15 protein-coding genes are annotated in these 22242 nt (G+C 55.6%); 11 read left to right on the top strand and 4 right to left on the bottom strand.

Features of this window, described 5'->3' with window-relative positions; translation table 11 throughout:
* The first annotated feature begins 17 nt into the window (after window positions 1–17).
* From CFLAV_RS12665 to CFLAV_RS12620, 10 genes are all read left to right on the top strand, one after another.
* On the top strand, window positions 18–1958 hold the full coding sequence (locus CFLAV_RS12665) for a sialate O-acetylesterase (protein ID WP_007415131.1): 1941 nt from the start codon (window positions 18–20) through the stop codon (window positions 1956–1958).
* A 50-nt stretch (window positions 1959–2008) separates the two neighbouring features.
* Window positions 2009–2689 carry a response regulator gene (locus CFLAV_RS12660; RefSeq protein ID WP_007415130.1) on the top strand — a complete coding sequence of 227 codons (681 nt, stop codon included), beginning with the start codon at window positions 2009–2011 and terminating at the stop codon, window positions 2687–2689.
* 218 nt (window positions 2690–2907) lie between these two features.
* Window positions 2908–5232 carry a glycoside hydrolase family 3 N-terminal domain-containing protein gene (locus CFLAV_RS12655; protein WP_007415129.1) on the top strand — a complete coding sequence of 775 codons (2325 nt, stop codon included), beginning with the start codon at window positions 2908–2910 and terminating at the stop codon, window positions 5230–5232.
* Between the two features lie 14 nt (window positions 5233–5246).
* Entirely contained in the window at window positions 5247–6785 is a 1539-nt protein-coding gene (locus tag CFLAV_RS12650) for an MFS transporter (RefSeq protein ID WP_007415128.1), read from the top strand.
* Complete coding sequence (locus CFLAV_RS12645) at window positions 6782–7948, top strand: endo-1,4-beta-xylanase (RefSeq protein ID WP_007415127.1); 1167 nt, start codon at window positions 6782–6784, stop codon at window positions 7946–7948. Before CFLAV_RS12650 ends, CFLAV_RS12645 begins: the two co-directional genes overlap by 4 nt.
* A gap of 99 nt (window positions 7949–8047) precedes the next feature.
* Window positions 8048–9361, top strand: a complete 1314-nt coding sequence (xylA, locus tag CFLAV_RS12640) for a xylose isomerase (RefSeq protein WP_007415126.1) — start codon at window positions 8048–8050, stop codon at window positions 9359–9361.
* A gap of 72 nt (window positions 9362–9433) precedes the next feature.
* Complete coding sequence (locus CFLAV_RS12635; RefSeq protein WP_007415125.1) at window positions 9434–11137, top strand: glycoside hydrolase family 43 protein; 1704 nt, start codon at window positions 9434–9436, stop codon at window positions 11135–11137.
* Window positions 11138–11215: 78 nt separating this feature from the next.
* The gene (locus tag CFLAV_RS12630; RefSeq protein ID WP_007415124.1) at window positions 11216–14218 is read left to right on the top strand and encodes a glycosyl hydrolase 115 family protein; all 3003 of its coding nucleotides are present in this window, start codon (window positions 11216–11218) and stop codon (window positions 14216–14218) included.
* 144 nt (window positions 14219–14362) lie between these two features.
* Window positions 14363–14890 (top strand): hypothetical protein, encoded by a 528-nt coding sequence (locus CFLAV_RS12625; protein ID WP_007415123.1) that lies wholly within the window; start codon window positions 14363–14365, stop codon window positions 14888–14890.
* A complete protein-coding gene (locus tag CFLAV_RS12620) occupies window positions 14887–15273 on the top strand; it encodes a hypothetical protein (RefSeq protein ID WP_007415122.1) in 387 nt (128 codons plus the stop codon). Before CFLAV_RS12625 ends, CFLAV_RS12620 begins: the two co-directional genes overlap by 4 nt.
* A gap of 141 nt (window positions 15274–15414) precedes the next feature.
* Here the strand turns inward: CFLAV_RS12620 and CFLAV_RS12615 are convergent, their stop codons facing one another.
* Together CFLAV_RS12615 and CFLAV_RS12610 are read right to left on the bottom strand one after the other, a co-directional pair.
* Window positions 15415–16329, bottom strand: a complete 915-nt coding sequence (locus CFLAV_RS12615) for a HEAT repeat domain-containing protein (RefSeq protein WP_007415121.1) — start codon at window positions 16327–16329, stop codon at window positions 15415–15417.
* Window positions 16326–17240: a HEAT repeat domain-containing protein gene (locus CFLAV_RS12610; protein WP_007415120.1), complete on the bottom strand. Its 915-nt coding sequence runs from the start codon at window positions 17238–17240 to the stop codon at window positions 16326–16328. Before CFLAV_RS12610 ends, CFLAV_RS12615 begins: the two co-directional genes overlap by 4 nt.
* Window positions 17241–17419: 179 nt before the next feature.
* Here CFLAV_RS12610 and CFLAV_RS12605 point away from each other — a divergent pair, with 179 nt between their 5' ends.
* The gene (locus CFLAV_RS12605; RefSeq protein ID WP_007415119.1) at window positions 17420–18733 is read left to right on the top strand and encodes a hypothetical protein; all 1314 of its coding nucleotides are present in this window, start codon (window positions 17420–17422) and stop codon (window positions 18731–18733) included.
* Window positions 18734–19148: 415 nt separating this feature from the next.
* Here the strand turns inward: CFLAV_RS12605 and CFLAV_RS12600 are convergent, their stop codons facing one another.
* Both CFLAV_RS12600 and CFLAV_RS12595 read right to left on the bottom strand, forming a co-directional pair.
* Entirely contained in the window at window positions 19149–20879 is a 1731-nt protein-coding gene (locus tag CFLAV_RS12600) for a TlpA family protein disulfide reductase (protein WP_007415118.1), read from the bottom strand.
* 289 nt (window positions 20880–21168) lie between these two features.
* Entirely contained in the window at window positions 21169–21924 is a 756-nt protein-coding gene (locus tag CFLAV_RS12595) for an HAD family hydrolase (protein ID WP_007415117.1), read from the bottom strand.
* Window positions 21925–22242 lie beyond the last annotated feature (318 nt).

Genomic DNA, 22242 nt, shown 5'->3' with positions numbered 1-22242 from the left:
ATAATGTTGATTGAAATATGCGTCACAAACTCATCGTTAGTTTAGTCCTCACCTGTCTTGTCCTGAATGCGGCTCATGCCGTCAACCAAACTGCGCAGCCCTTCGTCAGTCCGATGTTCGGCGACAACATGGTGATTCAACGCGGCAAGACAAACACGATCTGGGGCTGGACCAAAGCCGGTGAAAACGTCCGTGTTGAACTCGCTGGTCAAACCGCCACTGCCACGGCGGGCACCGACGGTCGCTGGTCGGTGCACCTATTGCCGCCGGCATCAAGCCATTCGCTCACGCTTCGAGTTGCCGGCTCGCAGACAGTGGTGTTCACCAACATTCTCGTCGGTGATGTCTGGCTTTGCGGCGGACAATCAAACATGGAATTTCCGTTGAGCCGCGCGCGAAACGGCGATGCCGAAATCAAAGCCGCCAACCATCCGAACCTCCGCTTGTTCACAGTCAAACAACAACCCGCTTACGCACCGGCATCAACCGTGCAAGGCGCCTGGAGCGTTTGCACGCCGCAGACGGTCACTGAGAACGGCGGCGTTTCAGCCATCGGTTACTTCTTCGCGCGAAAGATCCAAAGCGAAACCAACATTCCCATCGGCCTCATCAAGGATTGCTGGGGCGGCACGCCGGCGGAGTCGTGGACCAGCGCAGAAGGGCTGCGACCGCTCAAGGATTTTAATACCCCGCTCGCGGAAGTGGATCGGCTCCGCGAGCGGGGTGCCCCGCCATACGGTAATTACATCTCCCACTGGTATGATGAGTTCGACGCCGGCCAGAAGGACAACGCATGGGCCGCGCCGGATCTCGACGAGCACGACTGGAAAACTGTGACGATTCCCGGCGGGTTCAGCGAACTCGGTGTTTCTGAGATGCCCGCCCTTTGCTACTTCCGCAAGACTGTCACCCTGCCCGATCCGCTTCCGGCGGGTTCTGCAAAAATTTTTCTCGGCGTCATCGAACGCATGGACACCACACAGATCAACGGTCGTTGGACCGGTGCCAGCGCCTGGGTCGAGAACCCGCGTGCTTACTCCATTGGCGACGGCATTCTCAAACCCGGCACAAACGTTGTGACTGTGCGCGTGTTCAAGACAAAACCCGATGGCGGCTTCAAGTCCGATCCCAAACAGCTCAAACTCGTGCTGGGCGATAAGACGGAAATCCCGCTCGCCGGTGAATGGAAAGGCAAACTCAGCGTGGATGCACGTCCGCCGCATCCGTTGCCGCTTGGTTTTGAGAACTGGCCGACGATGCCCTCCGTGTTGTACGACGGCATGATTGCACCGGTTGCGCCGTTAGCGATCAGCGGTGCTCTCTGGTATCAAGGTGAGGCCAACACTGATCGTGCCAAACAATATCGCACCTTGCTTCCGGCCATGATCGCCGACTGGCGGAAAACTTTCGGACAGGGGGATTTTCCATTCTATATCGTGAGTCTTGCCGCGTTCATGCAGCACCGCGATGCACCTGGCGACGATGCGTGGGCCGAGTTACGAGAGGCCCAGGCCTTCACAGCCCGCACTGTGACAAATTCTGGACTCGCCCTCGCCATTGATGTCGGCAATGCCAATGACATTCACCCCGTGGACAAGAAGGAAGTCGGCGAACGGCTCGCGCTGTGCGCGCTGGCGAATCACCACGGAATTAAAGTACCATTCGCCGGCCCCACGTTTGATCATGTTGAAAAGATTCCCGGCGCGCTCAAGCTCCACTTCAAGAATACCGACGGCGGCCTCGTTGTGAAGGGTGACAAACTCGGCGAGTTCGCCATCGCAGGTGAAGATCACAAATGGTGTTGGGCCGACGCCAAGATTGAAGGTGACACAGTGATTGTTTCCTCGCGCAAAGTGCTGAGTCCCAAAGCCGCCCGTTATGCCTGGCAGGCAAACCCAGTCGCCACGCTATTCAACGGTGCGGGTCTCCCCGCTGTTCCATTCCGCACAGACGAGTGATCAGCTACGCCTGAAACATTGATTTACCAAACGCCGTAGATTAAATTCCCATGTTAACCGAATCAACCAGACTATTGCCGGAGCATGCTGATGTGAGCACCAAAATTGCCATCGTCGAGGACAACGCGACCTTGCGCCAGTATCTGGCCGAGTTCGTTGCTGGCGCGCCTGGCAACCGCTGCGTGTGCGCCTGCGGTTCAGCCGAGGAGGCGCTCGTGAAAATCCCGTCGCTAAACCCCGATGTAGTGCTGATGGATATTCATCTCCCCGGCGAATCCGGCATTGTCTGCACCGCGCGATTACGCGAGAAGCTGCCCAACCTGCAGGTCATCATGCTCACCGTCTATAAGGATACCAAGATGATCTTTCAAGCGCTGAAGGCCGGCGCGTGCGGATATGTTTTGAAACGTTCCGACGACAAGGAAATCCTTGAAGCCATCGCCGAGGTTCGTGCGGGTGGAGCGCCCATGACCAGTGAAATCGCCCGCATGGTCGTGCGTTCCTTTATTGCGGACACGCCAGAGAAGGACGAAACCGGCCAGCTCTCCGGGCGCGAGCAGGAAATTCTCGCATTATTGGCCGAGGGACTTTCCAACAAGGAAATCGGTTCCAAGCTGAACATCAGTTTCACCACCGTGCGCACCCACCTGATGCACATCTACGAAAAACTGCACGTCCGCTGCCGCACGGAGGCAGCCGCCAAATACCTGCGTTCTCTGCCCAAAAATTAGTGGCCCAGGCGTCCCGCCTGCGAGTTTGTTTTCTTAGAGATAGCACTGTCCGCGTTGGCTCACAGGCGGGCCAATCGTGCCATCCAGGTTCATTTGCGAAATTTTTCCCTACGGCGACTGCGTCAACGCAAATCCACCATATGTCGTATGTCACCACTCCCGGCGGGCTGCTATGATATTGGGAATATCAAACAACATTTAACGCGCAACGAATTGCCATGACCAAGCCCAGCCCGAAAATCCCTGACTACAAGAACCCGCGCGTCGTCGCCGCCCGGCGCGTCAAAGATTTGCTCGCTCGCATGACGCTCGAGGAGAAAGCCGCGCAGATGATGTGCGTCTGGCAGGAAAAGGCCGCGAAGCTGCTGGATGGGAATGGCAATTTTGATCCTGCGAAGGCAAAGGCCGCGTTCAAGAAAGGTCACGGCCTCGGCCAGGTCGGACGCCCGAGCGACGCCGGCAGCGATCCGGCGACGCCAGCGAACGGCAAGACGGCGCGCGGCATGGCGGAACTCACCAACGCCATCCAGAAATTTTTCCTCGAACATTCCCGCCTGGGCATTCCCGTGATGTTTCACGAGGAATGTCTCCATGGTCACGCGGCCAGGGACGGCACGAGTTTTCCGCAGCCCATCGGCCTCGGCGCGACGTTCAATCCCGCGCTCGTGGAAAAACTTTACGCAATGACGGCCCACGAAACCCGTGTGCGCGGCGGGCATCAGGCCCTCACGCCGGTGGTGGACGTGGCACGCGACGCCCGTTGGGGACGCGTCGAGGAGACCTACGGCGAAGACCCGTTTCTCAACACGCAACTCGGCATCGCCGCCGTTCGCGGTTTTCAAGGCGATGCGTCGTTCAAGGACAAAAAGCACGTCATCGCCACGCTGAAACATTTTGCCGCGCATGGCCAGCCGGAATCCGGCCAAAACTGCGCGCCAGTGAATGTCTCCGAACGGCTGCTGCGCGAAACTTTTCTCCATCCGTTCCGCGACTGCCTGAAAAAGGGCGGTGCGATCAGCGTGATGGCCAGTTACAACGAAATAGACGGTGTGCCTTCTCACGCCAGCCGCTGGCTGCTGCGGGATGTGCTGCGGAAGGAATGGGGCTTCAAAGGTTTTGTCGTCTCGGATTATTACGCGATCTGGGAACTCAGCCATCGCCCGGATTCGCACGGCCACCATGTGGCGGCGGATAAAAAGGAGGCCTGCGTGCTGGCGGTCAAGGCCGGTGTCAACATTGAGTTTCCCGAGCCGGATTGTTACCGGCATCTGGTTGAACTGGTTCGCAAAAAGGTTCTGCACGAGACCGAGCTGGATGAACTCATCGCGCCGATGCTGCTCTGGAAATTCAAAATGGGCCTGTTCGACGATCCGTATGTGGATCCGGAAGAAGCCGCGCGTGTGGTCGGCTGCGAGGTGCACCGCGAACTGGCCAGCGAAGCCGCGCGCGAAACCATCACGCTGCTGAAGAACGAAAATGATCTGCTGCCGCTGAATCCGGCGAAGTTGAAAACCGTTGCCGTCATTGGCCCGAATGCCAATCGCAGCCTGCTCGGTGGTTACAGCGGCGTGCCCGCGCACAATGTCACCGTGCTGGATGGCATCAAGGCGCGGCTCGGGGGCGCAGTGAAAGTGGTTCACGCCGAGGGCTGTAAAATCACCGTTGGCGGCTCGTGGCAGCAGGACGAAGTTCTGGCGAGCGATCCGGCGGAAGATCGGAAACAGATTGACGAGGCGGTGAAAGTCGCGTGGTCGGCGGATGTCGTCATTGTTGCCATCGGCGGCAACGAGCAAACCTCGCGCGAGGCGTGGAGTCTCAAGCACATGGGCGACCGCACGAGCCTCGATTTGATCGGCCATCAGGACGAACTCATCAGGGCGCTGCTTGCCACGGGAAAGCCGGTTGTCGCGCTCGTGTTCAATGGCCGTCCGCTGGCGATTAATCACGTCGCACAGAATGTTCCGGCGATTTTGGAATGCTGGTATCTTGGCCAGGAATGCGGCAGCGCAGTTGCCGCGGTTTTGTTCGGCGACCACAATCCCGGCGGCAAGCTGCCGATCTCGATTCCGCGTTCCGTCGGCCAGTTGCCGGTGTTTTACAACCACAAGCCGTCGGCGCGGCGCGGGTTTTTGTGGGACGAAGCCACGCCCTTGTTTCCGTTCGGCTTCGGCTTGAGCTACACGAAGTTCACCTTCAAAAATGTCCGGCTCGCCAAAAAAATCATTTCCCGCACCGGCTCGACGCACGTTTCGGTGGACGTGACTAACGCTGGCAAACGCGCCGGGACGGAAGTGGTTCAAGTCTATGTCCGCGATCTCATCAGCTCGGTGACGCGGCCGGTGAAGGAATTGAAAGTCTTTCAGAAAATTACCCTGGCGCCGGGAGAAACGAAAACCGTGTCGCTTGACCTCACGCCGGAATCGCTGGCCTTTTACGACGTGAACATGAAATACGTCGTCGAGCCGGGCGAGTTTGAAATCATGGTCGGCAATTCCTCCCGCGATGTAGATTTGCAAAAGGTGGTTCTCCGGGTTGTAAAATAAAAAACATTCAAATCATGAACGAACAATTTCAGCAAAACCTGACCTTCACTGAGAAGGCAGGTTACAGCGGTGCGGACGCGGCGGCGAACTTCGTGTTCATGTCCATGATTTTGTTTCAGTTGAATTTTTACACAGACGTCTTTGGGCTGACCGCCAGCGCTGCCGCTGCAATCCTGCTGTGGCCGCGTTTATGGGACGCGGTTTTCGATCCGATCATGGGTGTGCTGGCCGACCGCACCCGCACGCGCTGGGGCCGGTTTCGTCCGTGGATATTGTGGACGGCGGTGCCGTGGACCGTGGTGATGATCCTGGCCTACACCACGCCGAAAGGCTGGAGCATGGGCGCGATGATTGCCTACGCCGTCATCACCAACACGATGCTGATGACACTCTATTCGATGAACAACATGCCGTATTCGGCGTTGGGCGCGGTGATGACAGCTGATTTAAATGAGCGCGCCCGGCTCAATTCCTACCGTTTCATCGCCGTCAATATCGCCCAATTCATCGTCGGCGGTTTCACGTTGCCGCTGGTAGCCAAATTCGCGGTGGGGCACGACCGGCAATACGGCTGGCAGATTACCATGACGATTTGGGCGGCAGTCTGTTTGATCTTGTTTCTAACGGCATTTTTAACGACGCGCGAACGTGTGCAGCCGTTGGCGGAGGCGAAAACCCCGCCTAAACAGGATTTTGCGGACCTGCTCAAGAACAGTCCGTGGAGGATCATGGCGCTGATGACGCTCGTACATTTTGCCATTCTCTCGTTCCGAGGCGGTGCCAGCTACAACTACTACCATCATTACGCGGACAAGGTGGCGATGTTTGACTGGGTGCACCAACTCGGTTTGACCGCGCCCGCGCTTGCGCCTGATGCGCCCAAGCCGGGCGGTGTGCTGGAATGGCTCGGTTACATCGTTCACGGCGATAAAGCGAACCTCACCAGCACCAACGTCGCCGACGTGTTCAACAGCATCGTCAACATGATTGGCACCACCACGACGATTATCGTCATCATGCTCTCGATGTCTTTTGCACGGCGCTTTGGTAAGAAAGCCGTGGCCGTGGCGGGTTTTGGTCTCTCGGCATTGAATGCTTTCGCCTTTTACCTGCTGCCGCCGACATCGGTGAACGGGATGGTGGCGCTGACAATTCTTGGCTCCATCGTTTACGCGCCGACTGTGCCATTGATCTGGGCGATCTACGCCGACGTGGCAGATTATTCCGAGTGGAAAACCGGCCGGCGCTTCACAGGGATGGTTTTTGCCACGATCGGTTTCACCTTGAAAGCGGGTCTGGCGCTCGGCTCGGCATCGTTCCTTTGGATCATGGCGGGATTTTTTAACTACGACACCAAGCTGCCGGACGCGCCGGATGCCGTGGCGGGTTTTCGCGAAACCACCGGGCTGGTGGTGGGAATTCTCTTTGCGGTCTGCACGTTATTGCTCTGCGCCTATAAACTGAACAAAAAGGCCACGGTTGAAATGGCCGAGGATCTCGCTGCGCGCCGACGCCGCTCTGCGCCGCCGGGAGTTGAAACGATTACGATATGAAATTAAACCTGTTTTGTCTGACCAGCACGGTCGTATTGGCCGTAACCAGTGTCGGCCTCGCCCAGCCCACGCTGAAAGACGCCTTCAAGGACCGTTTCCTTGTGGGCGTGGCACTGAATGAATCGCAGTTCACCAGTTCAAACGGCATGGAGGCCACGCTCGTGAAAAAGCAGTTCAACTCCATCACGCCGGAAAATGTATTGAAGTGGGAAAGTATCCACCCGGAACCGGGCCGATTCAACTTCGATCCGGCGGACCGTTTTGTTACCTTTGGCGAGCACAACCACATGTTCACCATCGGCCACACGCTGGTCTGGCATCACCAGACGCCGGACTGGGTTTTTCGAGGCCCGAATGGCAAGCCGGTTGATCGCGCGACACTGCTCAACTGCATGAGCAATCACATCCAGACGGTGGTCGGTCGTTATAAGGGACGTGTGAAAGGTTGGGACGTGGTGAATGAGGCGTTGGACGAGGACGGTACCTTGCGTCCGTCGCCGTGGCTTAAAATCATCGGGCCTGAATTTCTCGTGAAAGCGTATCAGTTCGCCCACGACGCCGATCCGGAGGCAGAGCTATACTACAATGATTATGCGTTGGAAAATCCCGCCAAATGCGCCGGAGCGGTCGCTCTGGTCAAACAACTCCAGGCGGCGGGCATTCATCTGGTGGCGGTGGGCGTTCAAGAACACGCACATCTGGACTGGCCCACCGCAAAACAAGTGAGTGACACAATCACAGCCTTCAGCCGCCTGGGCGTAAAGGTGAGCATCACCGAGTTGGACGTGGATGTGCTTCCCGCTGCCGGTGCAGGCACCGGTGCGGACGTGGGGCTCAAAGTCGCCCAAAACCCCGCACTCAATCCTTACACCAACGGGCTGCCCAAGTCCGTCCAGCAGGCGCTCGCGCGGCGTTACGCTGAACTATTTGCCGTGTATGTCAAACACCACGCGGACATGGAACGGGTGACGTTCTGGGGCGTGGCCGACGGCGGTTCCTGGCTGAACAACTGGCCGGTGAAGGGCCGGACCAATTATCCGCTGCTCTTTGACCGGGAAGACAAGCCCAAGCCAGCTTACGCGAGCGTGCTGGAAACCGCCCGCCAGATCAAAACCACCCGACGTTCGACGGTGGATGAAAGTATCAGTTTGAATCAGCCTTGATAACTTCGGTAAAAATTATCCACTGCACCACCTCCAATTTAATGGCGCAGGTGCTGTAAACCTGCCCAGCCGACACCACAAACACACGCAAAGCATTTAATGAGCAACACATTCAAAAAAATCTCCGCCATCGCCTACGAAGGTCCGAAGTCCAAAAACCCGCTGGCGTTCAAGCATTACAATCCCGACGAAATCGTCGCCGGCAAAACCATGCGCGACCATCTCCGATTCGCCGTGGTGTATTGGCACACGTTCCGGGGCACCGGCAGCGATCCGTTTGGCGCGGGGACGATGCAGCGTCCGTGGGACGACGGCAGCAACAGTGTCAAGAACGCTCAGAACCGCGTGCGCGTCGCTTTCGAGTTCATCGAGAAACTCGGTGCACCCTATTACGCCTGGCATGACCGGGATGTTGCGCCGGAAGGCAGGACGCTGGCCGAATCGAACAAGAATTTTGACGCCGTCGCCAAAGTGTTGAAGGAAGAACAGAAACGCACCGGCATCAAGCTGTTGTGGGGCACGGCGAATTTGTTCTCCAACCCGCGTTTCGTGCATGGTGCCAGCACGAGTTGCAATGTCGATGTCTTCGCCTACGCCGCCGCGCAGGTGAAGAAGGCGATGGAAGTAACACACGAGCTCGGCGGGGAAGGCTACACGTTCTGGGGTGGTCGCGAGGGCTACATGACCCTGCTCAACACCGACATGAAACGCGAGCAGCAGCATCTGGCGAAACTGCTCCACCTCGCGGTGGCTTACAAGAAGCAGATCGGTTTCAAAGGCCAGTTTTACATCGAACCGAAGCCGAAGGAGCCGACGAAGCATCAGTATGATTCGGACGCGGCGGCGTGCCTGAACTTCCTACGGGAGCATGGCCTGTTGCCACACTTCAAACTGAACATCGAAACCAACCACGCAACGCTGGCGGGCCACACGATGCAGCATGAGCTGGAAGTGGCGGGGGCAGCGGGGGCGCTGGGTTCGATTGACGCGAATACCGGCGACGAATTGCTCGGCTGGGACACGGATCAGTTCCCGACGAGCATTTATCTGACCACCTACACGATGTTGAGTGTGTTGAAATATGGTGGCTTCAAAACCGGCGGCGTGAATTTTGACGCGAAAGTGCGGCGGGAAAGTTTCGAGCCGGTGGATCTGTTCTACGCGCACATTGGCGGGATGGATGCGTTTGCGCGGGGACTGAAAATCGCGGCGGCGATTCGCAAGGATGGACGGTTGGCGGAGTTTGTGAAGCAACGCTACGCAAGCTGGGACTCCAGCCTCGGTTCTAAGATTGAATCCGGTAAAGCCACGATGAAAGAACTGGAAGCTTACATGCTCAAGAAGGGTGAAGTGACGCCGAATACCAGCGGCCGTCAGGAATTCCTCGAAAATCTTATCAATGAATTCATTTGAGAAAACTCGCATGATTAACGGTATGCTCCTGGCTTCCGTGAACGCGGGTGCCGAACATTAAATTTTTATCCTATGGCCACGTTGCCAATCTTCCGTCGAATGATGCCACAGCGACTGCTGGCTTTGGCCGTGGTGATAAAATTTGGAGCGACGGCTTTCATGGCTCATGCGGTGGAAAGTGTCAATTCCGCCTCCGCCATGTTCAATGAGCCGGTCATTCCAGGATTCCACGCCGACCCCAGCATCTGCCGTGTGGGGGACGACTTTTATCTGGTCAACAGCTCGTTTGAGTATTTCCCCGGCGTGCCGATTTTTCACAGTCGCGACCTGGTTCATTGGCAGCAGCTGGGTCACGTGTTAACGCGGAAAAGCCAGTTGAATCTGGATCATATGCGCGCCTCCGGCGGTATTTTTGCGCCGACGTTGCGTTACCACGACGGAACTTTTTACATGATCACCACGTTGGTCTGGGGCGGAGGCAATTTCTACGTCACGTCCACCAATGCCGCCGGACCGTGGTCTGATCCTGTCTGGCTCGACAAGGATGGCATCGATCCGTCGCTCTTTTTTGATGACAACGGCAAGGTGTATTATACGCGGCAGGTCGGCGGCGAACATGGTTTCTCCGGGCAGCAATTGTTGAATGTGCAGACCGGAAAACTGGAGGGTGACATCAAGGAACTTTGGCGCGGCACCGGTGGGAGATGGCCGGAAGGGCCGCATCTTTACAAAATCAACGGCAAATATTACCTGATGATTTCCGAAGGCGGCACGAGCTACGATCATTCCCTGACCGTCGCCCGCAGTGATTCGCCGTGGGGGCCGTTTGAGCCCGATCCAAAGAATCCGATCCTCACTCACCGCCATTTGCCGGAAAATCCATTCCAGGCGATGGGTCACGGCGACCTGGTTGAGACACCTGATGGTTGGTGGGTGGCGTTTCTCGGTTTTCGTCCGCAAGGCGGCCAGTTTCATCACCTCGGCCGGGAGACATTTCTTGCGCCGGTCACCTGGGAAAATGGCTGGCCCGTAATCAACGATGGGAAACCGATTGCTGCCACGGTCAAGGCACCGAAACTACCGCCACATCCCTGGCCGGACGAACCGGCGCGGGATGAATTTGAGGCGGCCAGTCTTCGACCGTGCTGGACGTTCATTCGCAACCCGGAGATGCAGAATTATTCGCTGACAGAGCGACCCGGCTGGCTGCGCCTGAAAGGTTCGGCCGTAAGTTTGAACGATGTGGCTTCACCCACTTTTGTGGGCCGCTGCCAGACAGATTTTAACTCCCGCATGGCCGCCAAAATCTCGTTTGAACCGCAGCAAACCAACGAGGAGGCCGGCCTCGTGCTGCGGGGTAATGACCGGAATCATGTCGAAATTGTCGTGACCAGGCACGACGGCAAACGGTCGGTCGGCCTCCGCAAGGTGTTGGACGGACAGGTGGTTGAACCGGTGATTTATCAGGAGGTGCCGGCCGGCGGACTGGTGTTGAGCATTCAAGCCGCCCCTTTGAGCTATGAGTTTTTCTGGGCCGGCACCGATGGCCTGAAACACCGGCTCGGTTCGGCGCGCACCAGGGATTTATCGACGGAAACGCTCACGGCTCAGAAAGGGGCTGCCTTTGACTTCACCGGCGTCATCGTGGGAATGTTCGCCTCGGGAAACGGCCAGGCCAACACCACGCCGGCGGATTTTGACTGGTTTGAATATGACGGCCAGGATACCGTTCAATCCGCCAGCACGCCATCTGCTCCTGATGTCAGAGAGCGGTGAAAGGTTACCACACCGAAATGTGATGGAAGCAGCGTCGCCTGGAAATCAGCGAAGATTTCCACCCGCTAAATAATTTCGATGAAACTCCGCATTCCCTTTAATACGCATCGCAGCTGGCTGGTAACGATATTGTGCCTGCTGGTGTTGACAGCGCTTGGTCAGAAATCCTTGTTTGCGCTGGGAATGGAATCTTTCGTGAACAACACGGCCGGGCGCGGGAGTTTCGCTCTCTTCACCAAGGGCAAGGCGGCAGGAATCTATTCAGACACCAACGACTGGCCCGGCGTGTTGCGGGCGGCGGGTGATCTGCAAACCGATATGCGTCGCGTTTCCGGAATCACGCCGACGTTGATGCACGATTCGGCCGTCTCCGGCCGGCAGGTCATTATTGTGGGAACGATTGGCCGCTGTGAGATGATTGACTGGCTGGAGGCCGAGCGGAAGATTGACGTGAGTTCCATTCGAGGCCGTTGGGAAGCCGCGCTCATCCAAGTGGTGCCGCATCCCCTGCCCGGAGTGGCACAAGCCCTCGTCATCTGTGGTAGTGATAAGCGTGGGACGATTTACGGCATTTACGAATTGTCCGAACAGATGGGAGTTTCGCCGTGGCATTACTGGGCCGACGTGCCGCCAACGCAACACTCCGAGCTTTTTGTGAAAGCCGGAAAATTTGTGCAAGGCCCGCCTGCGGTGAAATATCGCGGGATTTTTCTGAACGACGAATGGCCGGACTTGAGCAACTGGATCGGAATGAAATACGGCACGGTTCCGATCAGCACCAATCCGCCGGTGCCGCCGGACGTGGCGAATTACAGCCATGCGTTCTACACGAATATCTTCGAGCTAATCCTCCGGCTGAAGGGCAATTATCTCTGGCCGGCCATGTGGAACAACGCCTTCAACGAGGACGACACGAACAACCCGGCGTTGGCGGATGAATACGGCATCGTGATGGGCACCTCGCATCAGGAGCCGATGTTGCGAGCGCAAAAGGAGTGGGATCGCCGCCATCAAAAGACGCTGGGCAGCTGGAACTACGCAAAATATCCCGATGTCCTCCAGAATTTCTGGCGCGAAGGCGTCCGGCGAAACAAGGATTTTGAAAGCCTGATCACACTTGGTTTGCGCGGCGCGAACGACACGCCAATGGCCGAAGGCGGGCCGGAGGCGAACATGGAGTTGCTCAAACATATCGTGGACGTGCAGCGGCAGATCATCGCCGAGGAGAAGAATCCCGACGTGACCCGGGTACCCCAAGTCTGGTGTCTCTACAAGGAGGTTCTGGATTTTTACAACGCCGGAATGCGTGTGCCGGACGACGTGACCTTGTTGTGGGCTGAGGATAATTGGGGCAATGTTCGCCGCCTGCCGACCGCCGCGGAACGCCAGCGTAGCGGCGGTGCGGGCGTGTATTATCATTTGGATTATCACGGGAGCCCGCGCAATTACCAGTGGCTCAACACCAGCCCGATTGCCAAGGTCTGGGATCAGATGTCGCTCGCGGTTGAATATGGTGCCGACCGAGTTTGGATCGTGAACGTCGGCCACCTGAAAGGTTGCGAATTCCCGCTCGAGTATTTCATGAACCTGGCCTGGAATCCGCAACGATGGGGCAATACCAACATTCATGAATACACCCGGCTCTGGTCGGAACGGGAATTTGGCCCGACGTATGCCGGCGACATCGCGGACATCATTTCCAAATACACCAAATACAATGGCCGGCGCAAACCCGAGATGCTCGCACCCGGCACTTACAGCCTGGTGAATTATCAGGAGGCGGAAACCGTGGTGGCGGACTTTAATGCCATCAGCTCGAAAGCCGAGGCGATTTTCCAAAAACTGCCCGTCGCCCGCCGTGATGCATTTTATGAATTGGTGCTGTTTCCCACCAAGGCCAGCGCGCTCGTGAACGAACTGTATCTCGCCGCCGGGAAAAATGCATTGTACGAGCGGCAAGGCCGGGCGAGCGCGAACGACTATGCCGCCGAAACCAGGCAACTTTTCGCGGCAGACACCAACTTGATGACGTATTTCAACCAGACTTTTGCCGGCGGCAATTGGAATCATTTTATGGATCAAACGCATCTGGGTTACACCAATTGGAATGATCCGCCTCAAAACAGCCTATGCGCCATCCACCTGACCGAGACCGACGTGCCCGCCTCGGCGGCAATGGGCGTGGCCGTGGAGGGTTCTGAATCCGACTGGTCCCGCACCACCAATGAAGCCGTGCTGCCGTCGTTCGATGTCTTCAACCAGCACCGGCATTACATTGAGGTGTTCAACCGGGGTAAAAATGCTTTTGTGTTCACCGCCAGCATCAGCGAACCGTGGATCAAGCTTTCTGAAACGACCGGCACCCTCGGAAAAGACCAGCGCCTGTGGGTGAGTGTGGATTGGAACGGGGCGCCGAAGGGCCAAGCCAGCGGCACGGTAAAACTTATCGGCACGGCCAAAGAAGTGGTCGTGAGAGTGAATGCCTTCAACCCGACGGAGCCAACTCGCCATTCGTTGCGCGGCTTTGTGGAGGGTGAAGGTTTTGTATCCATTGAGCCGGAACATTTCACGCGCAACATCACCGCCGGGTCCAATCGCTGGATAAAAATCCAGGATTACGGACGCACACTTTCTGGCCTGCGCGCGACCCAGCCCGTAACGGCGCCGAGTGCGACGCCCGGCAAGGATTCGCCGTGCCTGGAATACCAGATGTATCTGTTCAGCACCGGCACGGTGAAAGTGGCCACCATCACCTCGCCCACATTGAATTTTGTCCCGGGACGCGGATTGCGCGTCGCCATTTCAATTGACGACGAGCAGCCACAGATGATCACGCCCGTGCCGGCCGACTACAAGGCGCAGAACGGAAATACCGACTGGGAAAAAGTCGTTGGCGACAACGCTCGCTGGACTTACTCCACGCATCAGTTGACCAAGCCCGGTTATCATACGCTGAAATACTGGATGGTGGATCCCGGCGTCTTGTTGCAAAAAATCGTCGTGGACTGCGGCGGGGTGAAGCCGAGTTACCTTGGCCCACCCGAAAGTTTTCGACATAACCCCGGCATTTCCGGCAACTGAACCTGAGTCGATTTTTCCACAATTAAACTTGGCCGTGGCCTGTATCGCCATCTTCAGAAAACATAGTTTACCCGGCATCACCTGGTAACTAAATGCTCTTGAGGGGCATGAGGGAGTGTTGTAGGGTCAAACAGGTCCAAGAAAATGGAGACAATTGCCACATATTCTGAAGTTCGATTCGACGGTTCTCGCAAGTTCACCCTATTTTCAGACAAGCTCGCCGTGAACGGCAAGAGGACACTGCACTCGGAATTTGAAACTGTGATTCCTCTCAATACTCTGGACCCCAATTACGACCGGTTGAGAGTGCGCAACGTAAACTTTGGAGTTGGCCTTTGGATGGCGGTAATCGCTTTCGTAACGTCCACTGTTCTTGTCAGCGGTTTTAAAATGTCTTTCACAGCCCTGGCACCAGGGATGATTGCCACCGTTGGTTTGGCTGGCCTCATTTTGTGCGCAGCCACCTACCGCAAGGTTGAGTTCTTGCGGTTCAAGAACGCGGCAGGATTGGCCATCCTGGATATCGCACGTGCGGGAAAGGATGCTCCCAAATTTGATTCGTTTATTGAAGCACTGATCAAGCAGATAAAAAATTCCAGAGGCCCGGCTCAGGATGTCGATGCAGCGAATGTGGTAGATCCGTCCGCAACGGGCCACTCACCAAAACAATGACACCAACAACCAAATATCCAAAGGAACCTGCAAAGGCTTTCTTCATTGTCTTTTTCTCTCTGTCTGCACTGGCTGCCATCATGCTTCCTATTAGCGTGTGGACTTTGGCGTTCGGTTGTTGCGCCTTTCTCGCCGTGACGAGCGTGGGTCTGGCCCGTCTGGGTCGCCGGGTTGTCCTGTTGCTTGGGCTTCCATTTGCCCTGGCAATGCTTCCGGGCTTGATTGGGGTCACATTAATGTTGAGTTCACCTCATGTGCTCGATGCCGGTGAATCCTGGTTGCAGGTTTCGCGTTATCTTCTCTACGCCTGGAGTGCCTGGGGCGTGTGTTGGGTTGCGCGCGGTTGGTTGCTTTATTATAGGGAGCCACATCAAACTGCCTGACGGCACCGCATCAAGGCTTGCCTGCGGTTTCATCTAATCTCAGCGAGCTTTCAACGTCGGCGTCAGACCAACCATCCGGTCGCCGTCGCCGAAGGAAATGGCACATTGATGATCTGGCAAAGTCATAATTTTCGGTCGGTTTCATTTTACCCCGGCCCGAGCTGCGGCGGCGGGGTCGATTTTTTTGAGAGTATTGGTGAGTTCTGAGCGATCGCCGAAAGTAGGACCATTGAGAGCTTCCAAAAGAGCTGGCACGGCAGCTTTTGCTTTGGGGCCAAACATGCCCAGAGCCTCAAGGGCGGGTCGTGAGCTGTAGTTCGTTCCCTTGAGTTGGTGTATTAAGGCAGGCACTACCTGGTCTGGCTCACAACCTAATGAGCCGAGCGCGCGAGCGGCTTCGCCGCGTGCGAGGCGATCCTTACTCTCCAAACATTCCAAAAGAGGACGAACTGCAATTTTACCCACTTCGGGAATCGCGGCCAATCTGTCAGGCGCATAGTTTGTGCCGGAATAGAGAGATCGCATCAGCCCAAAGGCCTCAAGCGCGTTGTGTTTAACACCCGGGTTGCTGTTGGTTAATGCCTGAACCAGAGGCAGGGCACCATCCAGACCTATTCCTGCCAGCGAAAATGCGACAAACCCGGAGTCGTCGTCGTATGGGAGCAGTTCAGCCAATTTAGGAACAGCCGGATTTGCCAGTGGGCCAAGTATGAAAAATCCCCCGAAGGCCTCGCATCTTGACTCGTATGCAGTTGGTAAGTCGAGCTGGATAAGTGACTGCCTTTCGATCAGGGAAATGAATTTTAATTTGAGGGGAGAATCGGTGGCCTGGATTTTTTGGAGGAGAACGGGAAGCGCGTTGGTGCCAATAATTGTGACCGCCTTGACAATTAGTTTTTCATCTTCAGCGTTTGTACTACCAATCCCCTGCCTGAGCCATTGGGTCAAGGTTTTGCCCTGATAGACCGGTTCGCGTGGTCGCAGCACCTGCCAGGCGAGGCCGCCGAGCAGGAGGAATGATAGCAGGATGAGGAGGATGCGCCTGGGGTGTTTCATTTTATGCGGGCCGCGGCGGCGGGGTCGATTTTTTTGAGAGCATTGGTAACTTCTGAATGAGCGAGAAATGCAGGGTCGTTGAGAGCTTGCAGAAGGACGGGTACCGCGGCTTTTGCTCTGGGACCTAACATAGCCAGCGCCTGCAACGCAGGAACTGCGACTCGTGGGTTGTAGTTCGCTTCCTTGAGTTGGTTTATTAAAGCAGGGACTACGAGATCCGGCTCACAACCTAATGCACCGAGTGTCTTGGCGGCTCTGGCACGAGTGAACTGATCCTTGCTCTCCAAACATTCCAAAAGAGGCGGAACGGCAATTTTAGCGACTTCGGGGATAATGGCCAATCTGTCAGGCGGCCAGTTGTCGATGAAGCGGACAAGTCCCATTCCTTTCAAAGCATCAAGTGCTCTGTATTTCACGCCTAAGTTACTGTTGGTCAATGCCTGGACAAGAGGCGGGACACCATCAATACCGATTCCCGCCAATGACATCGCCACATAGCCGGAGTCGTCGTACTGAAGCAACTCAGTCAATTTGGGCACAGCGGGTTTTGCGCTGGGGCCGAGAATGCAAAAGCCTTCGGTGGCTTCGGACTTTGACTCCCATGCTTTTGTGAATTTGATTTCAACGAACGACTGCCTTTCGATCAGGGAAATGAATTTTAATTTGAGAGGAGAATCGGTGGCCTGGATTTTTTGGAGGAGAACGGGAAGCGCGTTGGTGCCAATAATTGTGACCGCCTTGACAATTAGTTTTTCATCTTCAGCGTTTGTACTACCAATCCCCTGCCTGAGCCATTGGGTCAAGGTTTTGCCCTGATAGACCGGTTCGCGTGGTCGCAGCACCTGCCAGGCGAGGCCGCCGAGCAGGAGCAGGCATGGCAGCGCAAGGAAAGTGCGCTTGCGGTGTTTCATTTCTGGCTGGCCCTGGCTTTGCTCATGAGCTTGATACTGAAAAGAACGGGTGAAGATGTCAACTGTAGTCGATCTCAGCGCAACAAGAAGGATTCAGTAAGTTGGACCGAACGGGATTGACATATCAGGAAGCGAGATTAGTGTCGGTCAAATCAGCATATGCGTGGAGGTCAATCCCTATGAGAGATCACAGCCCAAGTCGAAATGCAGATGTCGGATTTTACATTATAAAGCGATGGCAGCTTGTGTTGTTGGTTCTCGTCGGCATCGTCATGGGGATTCGGATGGGTTTATCAGCGGAGGTGATTCCGCCGTTTGTTGCGGAGGGGACCGTCACCACTCCAGTTTACCATCCTGGCAATCCCGAGTCGGATCACAATAAGGAAGCAGATTTCCGGTTTGCGTACAGTAATGGGTGGTGGGAGGTGGAAATTAAATACCCGCATGCGAAGGCACACACGCCTCTGGTTTCTGATTGCATGAGAATCCCGGACGGTGTGCGCAGTTATATTCTGTTTGCCGGGAACACCAATAGCAAGGCAATGACAGGCGCCTCGGCCTGCCCCATGCTGTTTCCTGCACCTGGACACTGGGCAGAGCTCACTGCATGGCTCAGCTTCTGCCCGCACCCCGAATTGCCGATAATTGAGGGCAACCGTATGCGTCGGTTTCTGAATCTGCCCAACTGTGCCTTGGACCTCTTCAACGATCCACGCAATGAAGGAACGTTCGCGGCCAGATATCTCGAACCGGAGAAGGCCTTTCTTTCGGAACTGAACATCACCAACAATGGTTACTATATCGAGTTGATGGAGGATATCAGGCGCTATCCGCCTCCGTATCAGAACGGTTTCTGGGAATTTAGATATGAAGTATTGCAGACGACAAATTTGAATGGGCATACGTTTCCAACAAAAGCGGCTTTGAAATTGGGAGCAATTTTGGCGCACGCAGAGTCCTCCATGCACACCGTCACTGAAATCAATGTAAAGCGAATCAGTTTTTCGGCGAGCGATCTGGCGCGGAAGAACACGGCACCGGAAGAACTTTTTGCGTTTGATCATCGCCCACCCAATCTGGAAAAGGACGAGTCCAAAGAATACATTGTCAAACACGACCAGTGGAAGCCAGTGCCGCGTCCCGAGCCTGTTTATCCGGCCAAGTATTTTCAGCTGACCAATACGAATGGATTTTACCAGGGACTGGAAGCGCTTGGCGGAATGAACTTTTGCAGAGGTGCCAGCAACAGTGTGGGGAATGCGAACACCAATCTGACTGTCAAGTATGCCTCCATGAATAATGATGATCTGCAAAATGTGGTGCGAACATTCTTCATTGCGGCGGGTTTGGGATTGGATGCCAATGATCTGACGAGCACCGGGAAGTCGGTCACATTTTATCGACGCACTGGAGTTGTGAAGGTGCAGGCGACAGAACAGGAGATTGAAATTGCGGGGAGGGCTTTGGAGATGTTGCAATCTCTTGAGAAGTGAAGTCCGGCGAGTAGAAAGCAAAGAAATTAATCTCGTTCGATTTCGTGGTCAGGCTTTTACTGCGGCATTTGTTTACGATTGCCGCCACGTTTTCTCCGGGACTTTAACCGACCTAACCGATCCTCGATGGTGACTGCACCGAGGACAAAACCGACCAATGAAAGGACGGCAACAACAGAGGATATAACAATCGGGTACATAATATTTCAATTATCCGGACCAGCAGCGATGTCCGGCCCAGGATTAATAAGCAATTGTTATACCTTCGAGTTTACTGGCGTTTTTAACATGTCAGGGGACGGGGTGAATCCCAAATCGAGACGCGATGTCCGCATAATGGACAAATTCCACTTCTCTCGGAACCCCGGAGACAGGCTAAGTTGGTGATGATTACCAACAAAATTAGAGCGGCTGATTAGTGGGTTTCTGCGGGAGTGGGCGTTAGATCTTTTGCCTTATTGAGTTGCATCTCAACCAACGTTTCGGTCTGCAAGATTTCGGGATGCCCGGCAGTGACGACCTTGCCTTCGGTATTGATGACATAGAGGGTGGGAACTCCATACAGACGAAACCCCTTGGCGGGAATTGACTTGTAGCCGCCCGGTCCGGCCCAAAGATTGAAACTGTTGGTCCAATCACGCTTATTGAGATGTTTTTGAGCAGTCGCGAGGTCATCGTCAATGCTCAGCGACGCGACTTCGACCTTGCCCTTCCATTCGGGGTGCTTGCTCGCCAATAGCTGCAATTTGGCCATTGGTTCCTGGCACGGACCGCACCAGGTAGCCCAGATATCCAACACGAGCACCTTGCCGTGAAAATCGGAGAGTTTGAGTTTGTTCTGATTATCCACGCGCACAAACTCGACGTTGGGGGCATCGGCACCCGGCGGCAGGGAGCCCTTTAGTTGGGCATAGTTTTCATACTCCAATTCCTTTTGTTGTGCTTCGTCGAGCACTCCGGCCGGGAATTTGGACCACCAGAAATCTCCCTCCAAGACCCACCGCTTGTCGGTACGTTTGGTGCGCTTGGCCATCACCACGTATTCTCCGGCAATCGGCCTGCCAGTCTTGGACTTCTGGTCGGATTCAACGGTAAAAGCAACCTTGAAGGGATAGCCGTCCGTGTCCTCCAATTTTCCGAAGGAAGAATACTGGTAGGCATGCTCGACTTCAGAGCGCTTCACGCTGAGTTTTGCCCCGGTGAAATCGATGCCGTATTGATCCAATTGAGCCAGCAGGCCGCGGGCTGACTCCGTAATTCCATCCCGCCAAGGCTGCCAATCCGCTTCAAGTTCCTTGCGATTTGGAGCGGGCTTTTCAGAGGCATGCGTCTTCATGAAATCCGCCCATATTTCATCCCTGGAGCGGATGGCTTGCGAAATGAAACTTTTCTCGTCCTTCTGCTGGATAAATCGCGCGATGGACTCTCCCAGTGCGGCCATGGCAGGGTCATCGGAGCCGCTGATGGACTTGTGTTTATCAATTTTGGTCAAGAGGTCGAGTTCATGAGTCATCTCTGCATCTGCAACCCCGGCAGGGAATCGTAGCCAGCGAATGCCCTGATCCACGCGCCAACCCCCGGGGAATTTCGCCACATGGGCCAGGCACAGTTCGTATTGACCGGGCAAAGAAGAGTTCGTCTGAACACCGCCAGCGGGCTCGGCTGTCAACACGATGATGGCTTGATCCAGATAAGACAGGTCCTCCCCTTCCGCTTGTATTAAGGGATTGCGAGTGGTGCCGGCCTGCGAAGAGCGCGCTTCTTTGAAGGTGAAATGCACCTGTGCGGAATCCAGGCCGAGGCGCTTTGCCTGGGCGAGCACGATGCGGGCGCTTTCGGCAATCACCATGCGCTGCCGCTCCAAATGCTTCTCGAATGCGGGATTCAGCGGATTCTCCTTCGTCACCATGGTACTGGCGGATTGCACCTTGCGCCAGTCTTGCAAGGAAGCAGCAACGTTCGTGGAGAATTGCTCGGCATCGTGGATCTGCAACAACTTCAAGACCTGCCTGCCGAGAACAGAAAGCTCAGCGTTCACTGGCGGGGTATCGGCATGTATAGGAGCTGACAGAAAGAGAAGAGACAGCATGAACAACTGAACGATGCCGCGCTGGCAGAAAGGCAATGCCTCAGGATTTGACCTCATAGTTGGCAGGGATGGTAGAGCGGGTGGAATATAAGTCACGTCAGAAGTCTCTGACGAAAAGACGGCAAATGTTTTCCAGACGATTTTGAAGTAGTGACCAGTTAAAAGGGATGAGGGATCGGAGCACCCTAAAGGGACCTAAAGGGGTGGACAACTTGCAGTCTGGAGTTGGATATGAGTGTGGGTTGCGTACGCGGGTGGAGGGGCAAGATTGATTGAAGTCTCGGGCTTTGTCAGGGTTCGACGGAGCCTCGCCCCACCATTTAATTACTCTCCCGGTTGCTGATGCTTACTCCGCAAAGATGGCCCTGACACCGATCTCATCCAAGTGCTGCAACATATCTGCCGGGTCTTGATAAACCCGGTAGGCACCCGCTTTTTCAAGTTCGTCCTCACCATAGCCTCCTGAAAGCAGACCCACCCCGAGACTGTTTGCCAGACGGGCGGCGAGCAGGTCCCAGACGCTGTCACCCACAACGATCGAAGTGTGGATATTCACGCCCAAGCGTTTGGCAGCGGCGAGGAAGAGATCAGGATTGGGTTTGGCATGTTGGACCATGTCTCTGGTAATCACGGTCGCCCTGCGCGGGTCCACGCCGAGGATTTTCAATGCCAGACCGGCGCTCTCCATGCGGCCGCTGGTGGCGATGGCCCAGGGAATTCCGGCCCGTGAGAGGTGATCGAGCAGTTCGCGGGCGCCGGGAAGCGGTCGAACCTGTCCGATCATGCGCGCGTAAGCTTCGGCATGCACGCGCTTGATCTTATCTGCCTGTTCCTTTGACAGTGTGCGATCGGTTTCGCGTGAAAGAGCATTCACAAAGAGGCCGCCGCTCATTCCAATCCTTCGATGAATGCGCCAGACGGAAACTTCGATGCCTGAATCCTCCAGAGCTTCGCGCCAGGCGAGGACATGTTGATAAACGCTATCCACCAGCGTTCCATCCAGATCGAACAAAAAAGCTGGGACGGCTCCTGAGGTTTTGCTGCGTATCCTCCTGCCCGCAGTTCGGCGTGCGGCCAGATTTCTTCGTTTGGTACGAATCATAATCGTATTAAGCGTTGTTATAAACAGACCCTACCGCGAGGGTTACATCCGGGAGGTCTGACTTCCCTTTCTCACATTCCTTGTCGGAAGATCACAAGTCAAATCCATCAGAACTTAAGGTCTTGCTGTTACAGCCTGACGCGAGACAGTCGCCTGTGAGCGAAGCGGCTTTTCCACGAAATCAGCAGCAAGTAAACGGTTCGACCAATTTCATCAACTGCCGTTGGCCTTTTCTTCCTAAATTCTCGCTTTACTGCATGTTGGGCCGCATTGCACGGCTGTGCAATGCCGCGAAGGCAAATAAACAACGCGTTCTAA

The organism is Pedosphaera parvula Ellin514, from assembly GCF_000172555.1.
GTDB lineage: Bacteria > Verrucomicrobiota > Verrucomicrobiia > Limisphaerales > Pedosphaeraceae > Pedosphaera.
Note: the sequence above shows the minus strand (reverse complement) of the source record. Positions and strands in the feature narration are given on the sequence as shown.